The organism is Pseudomonas sp. 43(2021) (assembly GCF_017490805.1).
Classification (GTDB): domain Bacteria; phylum Pseudomonadota; class Gammaproteobacteria; order Pseudomonadales; family Pseudomonadaceae; genus Aquipseudomonas.
This window is the reverse complement of sequence record NZ_JAFGYJ010000010.1, coordinates 23,564-29,958: the sequence shown is the minus strand read 5'-3', so window position 1 is coordinate 29,958 and position 6,395 is coordinate 23,564. Positions and strand designations below refer to the sequence as shown.

At 63.0% G+C, this 6,395-nt stretch carries 5 protein-coding genes, 4 tRNA genes and 1 pseudogene; all 10 read left to right on the top strand.

The features are described 5' to 3' along the window. A pseudogene (locus J5M71_RS10855) lies at nt 1-77 on the top strand (SPOR domain-containing protein); the annotation flags it as partial. A 304-nt stretch (nt 78-381) separates the two neighbouring features. Then, on the top strand, nt 382-939 hold the full coding sequence (locus tag J5M71_RS10850; RefSeq protein ID WP_013971612.1) for a CvpA family protein: 558 nt from the start codon (nt 382-384) through the stop codon (nt 937-939). Nucleotides 940-981: 42 nt separating this feature from the next. Then, nucleotides 982-2,487 (top strand): amidophosphoribosyltransferase, encoded by a 1,506-nt coding sequence (gene purF / locus J5M71_RS10845; protein WP_085625289.1) that lies wholly within the window; start codon nt 982-984, stop codon nt 2,485-2,487. Between the two features lie 16 nt (nt 2,488-2,503). Beyond that, a complete protein-coding gene (locus tag J5M71_RS10840) occupies nt 2,504-3,715 on the top strand; it encodes an O-succinylhomoserine sulfhydrylase (RefSeq protein WP_087502424.1) in 1,212 nt (403 codons plus the stop codon). Then, nucleotides 3,712-4,485: an SDR family oxidoreductase gene (locus J5M71_RS10835; RefSeq protein WP_087502423.1), complete on the top strand. Its 774-nt coding sequence runs from the start codon at nt 3,712-3,714 to the stop codon at nt 4,483-4,485. The genes J5M71_RS10840 and J5M71_RS10835 overlap by 4 nt, the downstream gene beginning before the upstream one ends. A gap of 239 nt (nt 4,486-4,724) precedes the next feature. Next, nucleotides 4,725-4,800: transfer RNA gene (locus tag J5M71_RS10830), tRNA-Val, on the top strand. 66 nt (nt 4,801-4,866) lie between these two features. After that, nucleotides 4,867-4,943, top strand: a tRNA-Asp gene (locus J5M71_RS10825). Between the two features lie 99 nt (nt 4,944-5,042). After that, nucleotides 5,043-5,119 (top strand) — tRNA-Asp (locus J5M71_RS10820). 141 nt (nt 5,120-5,260) lie between these two features. Then, a tRNA-Asp gene (locus J5M71_RS10815) sits at nt 5,261-5,337 on the top strand. A gap of 200 nt (nt 5,338-5,537) precedes the next feature. Next, the gene (locus J5M71_RS10810; protein ID WP_207832164.1) at nt 5,538-6,359 is read left to right on the top strand and encodes a DUF2242 domain-containing protein; all 822 of its coding nucleotides are present in this window, start codon (nt 5,538-5,540) and stop codon (nt 6,357-6,359) included. The last annotated feature ends 36 nt before the right edge of the window (nt 6,360-6,395 follow it).

Sequence of the window (6,395 nt, the reverse complement as noted above, 5' to 3'; positions counted from 1 at the left end):
AGCGCGTGCGTGACGCCATCAACCGCCAGAACAGCCTCAAGGGCTTCGTGGTGCGCTTCCAGCCTGAACGCAGCTGATACCCCCGGGGCGGCTTTGCCGCCCATTCGCGGGTAAACCCGCTCCCACAGGTTCAGTATGGGTCTTGCAGCGGCGCGGTCCATGTGGGAGCGGCCTTGTGTCGCGAAAGGGGCGCGAAGCGGCCCCAGGGTCTCAGCGACACAGCCAGAATCGCCGGGGCCGCTTTGCGGCCCTTTCGCGACACAAGGCCGCTCCCACAAGAATCGTGTAAGCCCGGGTGGCGCTAATCACCTGACATTCCGCTTACCCAAGCCCCCGTCGCTCTGGTAAAATGCGCCGCCTCAAACGTCTGCAGGCAGCACCGTGGCATTTACCTTGGTTGATTGGGCGATCATCGCGATCATCGCCGTCTCCACACTGATCAGTCTCAAGCGCGGCTTCGTCAAGGAGGCCTTGTCCTTGCTCATCTGGATCATTGCCGGTGCGGTTGCCTGGATGTTCGGTGGTTCGCTCTCGGTGTATCTTGAAAGCTACATCCAGACGCCGTCGATGCGCGTCATCGCCGGCTGCGCCATTCTTTTCGTCGCCACCTTGCTGGTGGGGGCCATGATCAACTTCCTCATCGGCGAGCTGATCCGCGTGACCGGGCTGTCCGGCACTGATCGTTTCCTGGGCATGGCCTTCGGTGCTGCGCGCGGGGCCTTGCTGGTGGTGGTGGCCATCGGGCTGATCAGCCTGGGGCCGGTTCAACAAGACACCTGGTGGCAGGAATCACGCCTGATACCACAATTTCTCTTGGTCGCCGACTGGTCGAAAAACCTGATCCTGGGTTTTACCGGCCAGTGGACACCCAGTGGGCTGATCGGCACTCCGGCTGATCTTCCGTTCAAGGAACAGTTGCTCGGGCCGGCAAAGCCCTGAGCGCTATTCACTCAAGTTTCGTCAAAGTAGGGGTTGCGTCGCATGTGTGGCATCGTCGGTATCGTCGGTAAGTCGAACGTCAATCAGGCGCTGTATGACGCGCTTACGGTCCTCCAGCACCGCGGCCAGGACGCTGCCGGTATCGTGACCAGCCATGACGGCCGGTTGTTCCTGCGCAAGGATAATGGCCTGGTGCGCGACGTGTTCCAGCAGCGCCACATGCAGCGCCTGGTGGGCAGCATCGGCATTGGCCACGTGCGCTACCCGACCGCGGGCAGCTCGACCTCGGCCGAGGCCCAGCCGTTCTACGTCAACTCGCCCTACGGCATCACCCTGGCGCACAACGGCAACCTGACCAACGTCGAGCAGTTGGCCAAGGAGATCTACGAGTCCGACCTGCGCCACGTCAACACCAACTCCGACTCGGAAGTGCTGCTGAACGTGTTCGCCCATGAGCTGGCCGTGCGTGGCAAGCTGCAGCCGACCGAAGAAGACGTGTTCGCCGCGGTTTCCCATGTGCACAGCCGCTGCGTTGGCGGTTATGCCGTGGTGGCGATGATTACCGGCTACGGCATCGTCGGCTTCCGTGACCCCAACGGCATCCGCCCGGTGGTGTTCGGCCAGCGTCACACCGACGAAGGCGTGGAATACATGATCGCCTCGGAAAGCGTGGCGCTGGACGTGCTCGGCTTCACCCTGATCCGCGACCTGGCGCCGGGCGAAGCGGTGTACATCACCGAGGAAGGCCAGCTGTACACCAAGCAGTGCGCCGAAGCACCGAAGCTGCAACCGTGCATCTTCGAACATGTCTACCTGGCCCGCCCGGACTCGATCATGGATGGCGTGTCGGTGTACAAGGCCCGTCTGCGCATGGGTGAAAAACTGGCCGACAAGATCATGCGCGAGCGCCCTGAGCACGACATCGACGTGGTCATCCCGATCCCGGACACCAGCCGCACCGCGGCCCTGGAACTGGCCAACCGCCTGGGCGTGAAGTTCCGCGAAGGTTTCGTCAAGAACCGCTACATCGGTCGTACCTTCATCATGCCCGGCCAGGCCGCGCGCAAGAAATCGGTACGCCAGAAGCTCAACGCCATCGAGCTGGAGTTCCGTGGCAAGAACGTGATGCTGGTGGACGACTCGATCGTGCGCGGCACCACCTGCAAGCAGATCATCCAGATGGCCCGCGAAGCCGGCGCCAAGAACGTCTACTTCTGCTCCGCAGCCCCTGCGGTACGCTACCCCAACGTCTACGGCATCGACATGCCGAGTGTTCACGAACTGATCGCCCACAACCGTACCACCGAACAAGTGGCCGAGTTGATCGGCGCCGACTGGCTGGTCTACCAGGACCTGCCGGACCTGATCGACTCGGTCGGTGGCGGCAAGATCAAGATCGACCACTTCGATTGCGCGGTATTCAACGGTGAGTACGTCACCGGTGATATCGACGAAGCCTACCTCGACCGCATCGAGCAGGCGCGTAACGACCTGGCCAAGGTCAAGAACCAGGCGGTCAGCGCGATCATCGACCTCTACAACAACTGATTTCGGGAGCGACGGCATGACGGATCAATGGGATGCCGGCCGACTGGACAGTGACCTCGAGGGTGTCGGTTTCGACACCCTGGCGGTGCGCGCCGGTCAAAACCGTACACCGGAGGCCGAGCACAGCGAAGCGCTGTTCCTGACCTCCAGCTATGTGTTCCGCACGGCTGCCGACGCCGCCGCGCGCTTTGCCGGTGAAACGCCGGGCAACGTCTATTCGCGCTACACCAACCCGTCGGTACGTGCGTTCGAGGAACGCCTGGCGGCCATGGAAGGTGCCGAGCAGGCCGTGGGTACCTCCACCGGCATGGCGGCGATCCTCGCCGTGGTGATGTCGCTGTGCAGTGCCGGTGACCATGTGCTGGTGTCGCAGAGCGTGTTTGGCTCGACCATCAGCCTGTTCGAGAAGTACTTCAAGCGTTTTGGCCTGCAGGTGGACTACGTGCCATTGGTCGATCTCGCTGGCTGGGAAAAGGCCATCAAGGCCAACACCAAGCTGCTGATCGTCGAATCGCCGTCCAACCCGCTGGCCGAGCTGGTCGACATCACCGCCCTCAGCGAAATCGCCCATGCCCACGGTGCCATGCTGGTGGTGGACAACTGCTTCAGCACCCCGGCGCTGCAGCAGCCGCTGAAGCTGGGTGCCGACATCGTGTTCCATTCGGCCACCAAGTTCATCGACGGCCAGGGCCGCTGCATGGGAGGCGTGGTTGCCGGCCGTGCGGAGCAGATGAAAGAAGTGGTGGGCTTCCTGCGTACCGCAGGCCCGACCCTCAGTCCGTTCAACGCCTGGATCTTCACCAAGGGCCTGGAAACCCTGCGCCTGCGCATGCGTGCGCACTGCGAAAGCGCCCAGGCACTGGCCGAATGGCTGGAGCAGCAGGAGGGCGTGGAGAAAGTGCATTACGCCGGCTTGCCGAGCCACCCGCAGCACGAACTGGCCAAGCGCCAGATGAGTGGTTTTGGTGCGGTGGTCAGCTTCGAGGTCAAAGGTGGCAAAGAGGGCGCCTGGCGCTTCATCGACGCTACCCGGGTGATTTCCATCACCACCAACCTGGGTGACAGCAAGACCACCATCGCCCACCCGGCCACCACCTCCCACGGTCGCCTGACGCCGCAGGAGCGTGAAGCCGCCGGTATCCGCGACAGCCTGATCCGCGTTGCCGTGGGCCTGGAAGACGTGGCCGACCTGCAGGCCGACCTGGCGCGCGGGTTGGCGGCCCTGTGATCGAAATTGGCGGCAGTACGCCCGGCCACAACGGCCGGGTAGCCCTGGTGACCGGTGCCGCGCGCGGTATCGGCCTGGGCATTGCTGCCTGGTTGATCTGCGAAGGCTGGCAGGTAGTGCTCAGCGACCTCGACCGCCAGCGCGGTGCCAAGGCGGCCAAGGCCTTGGGTGACAATGCCTGGTTCATCACCATGGACGTTGCCGACGAGGCTCAGGTTAGTGCCGGGGTGTCCGAGGTTCTGGGGCAGTTTGGCCGCCTGGATGCGCTGGTGTGCAATGCGGCCATCGCCAACCCGCACAACCAGACGCTGGAAAGCCTGAGCCTGGCACAGTGGAACCGGGTGCTGGCGGTCAACCTCAACGGCCCGATGTTGTTGGCCAAGCATTGTGCGCCGTACCTGCGCGCGCACAACGGGGCGATCGTCAATCTTACCTCTACCCGGGCGCGGCAGTCCGAGCCCGATACCGAAGCCTACGCGGCGAGCAAGGGCGGCCTGGTGGCTTTGACCCATGCTCTGGCCATGAGCCTGGGCCCGGAGATCCGCGTCAATGCGGTGAGCCCGGGCTGGATCGATGCCCGTGACCCGTCGCAGCGCCGTGCCGAACCGTTGACCGAGGCGGACCATGCGCAGCACCCGACGGGCAGGGTAGGGACGGTGGAAGACGTGGCGGCCATGGTGGCCTGGCTGTTGTCGCGCCAGGCGGCGTTCGTCACTGGCCAGGAGTTCGTGGTCGATGGCGGCATGACCCGCAAGATGATCTATACATGAGCATTTTGCGTATCTTGTATCGGCCCTTTCGCGGGTAAACCCGCTCCCACAGGTGCAACACAGTTATCAAAACCTGTGCAGTACCTGTGGGAGCGGGTTTACCCGCGAAGAGGCCGGCACAGGCAACCGCACCGCTTTTGGTTTTTTTGAAAAAAATCCAACGGGGCTATTGACTTAGCTTCGCCACCTGCGTAAATTTCGCGGCCTCAGCGAAGCAAACGCAACAAGCAACATCGCGAGGGTGATTAGCTCAGCCGGGAGAGCATCTGCCTTACAAGCAGAGGGTCGGCGGTTCGATCCCGTCATCACCCACCACTTCCTGAGATGTTCCTGGTGCATCAGGTTTCGCAAGAAGCCGATAGCCAGAGAGGAACGCACTGCGCAGCGGTAGTTCAGTCGGTTAGAATACCGGCCTGTCACGCCGGGGGTCGCGGGTTCGAGTCCCGTCCGCTGCGCCATTTTTCAGTAACAGATGGGTGCCTGTCACCGGTCTGAAGCATCAGGGCAAAATGCCTTGGGCTGACCCAGTTTCAATCGGGCGCAAGCCTGAACGATACGCAGCGGTAGTTCAGTCGGTTAGAATACCGGCCTGTCACGCCGGGGGTCGCGGGTTCGAGTCCCGTCCGCTGCGCCATCTTCGTTTCAAGGTCCCATGAACACCTTGAAGCAAACACAAGATAAGCGATCATGTTATCGCTTTTTTTGTGCCTGTCCTGAGGCCGCCGCGCCGGAAGGGTAGACCCAGGTTTCAATCAGGCGCAAGCCTGAATGATACGCAGCGGTAGTTCAGTCGGTTAGAATACCGGCCTGTCACGCCGGGGGTCGCGGGTTCGAGTCCCGTCCGCTGCGCCATCTTCGCCTCGAGGCCCCTTGAACGCCTCGAAGCCACGGGAAAGCGACCTTAGGGTCGCTTTTTTCGTTTTTGCGCCTGGCAATTGCCGCCCTTGACCCGGATTTACACGAACCTGACAGACTCTTCACCGATCAACGGTTCCTGTGCCTGCCTGCTGTGTTGCACAATAGGCACTTTCTCGACTTACCCGGAATTCGCAATGACCAGATCTTCCGTCTTTGGTGCGCTCGGGCTGGCCCTGGTGCTGGCGGGCGTGGCCGGTTGTTCCTCGAAAAAAGCTGCTGTCTACGAGCACGAGAACTTCGATGACTCGGGTACCTTCTCGCGCAGCTTCCCGGTGAGCGATGCCGGCTCCTGCGAGGCCGCCCGGCGTGCCTTGCTCAGCCAGGGCTACATCATCACCAGCAGCGGTGCCAACCAGGTGGTAGGCAACAAGAGCTTCCAGCAGAACAGCGAGAACCACCTGCAGATCAGCTTCAACGTCACCTGTGCACCCGATGTGAGCGACGCGCAGCGCTCGACCATGTTCGCCAACGCCTTGCAGGACCGCTACGCCCTGAAAAAGTCCAACACCTCCGCCAGCCTGGGCGTGGGTGTACTGGGGTCGGTGTCGATGCCGATCGGCTCCAGCGACGACTCGATGGTCAAGGTGGCCAGCGAGACGGTGACGGCGGCGCAGTTCTATGACCGCTATTTCGCCCTGGTGGAGAGCTACCTGCCAAAGCCCAAGCCGACGCAGGAGAGCAAGGCCAAGGTCGAGGAGCCCGCGCCGAAGGCCGAAGCGCCGGCGGCTGCCCTGGGGTTACCGGAGCAGGCTGCGGTGGCACCGGCCCCGGTAGCGGCGCCTTTGGTTGACGCGGCGCCAGCTCCGTCCGCCGTTGCCCCGACCAGCGAGGCGGTAGCCGCACCGGTGGCGGACGACAGCCAGGGCTCGCAGCCGGTGGCGCCGCCAGCGGAGTCGGCGCCAATCGAGGTCCAGCAGGAAGCCCAGCCTGCCGAGGCTGCATCGCCCGCTCTCTGATTTTTAGCTTGTACCGGCCCCTTCGCGGGCTTGCCC

What these genes read in the sequence shown, in the direction of transcription:
- purF (WP_085625289.1), top strand. Translation starts at nt 982, where the DNA reads ATGTGTGGCATCGTCGGTATCGTCGGTAAGTCGAACGTCAATCAGGCG.
- J5M71_RS10840 (WP_087502424.1), top strand. Translation starts at nt 2,504, where the DNA reads ATGACGGATCAATGGGATGCCGGCCGACTGGACAGTGACCTCGAGGGT.
- J5M71_RS10810 (WP_207832164.1), top strand. Translation starts at nt 5,538, where the DNA reads ATGACCAGATCTTCCGTCTTTGGTGCGCTCGGGCTGGCCCTGGTGCTG.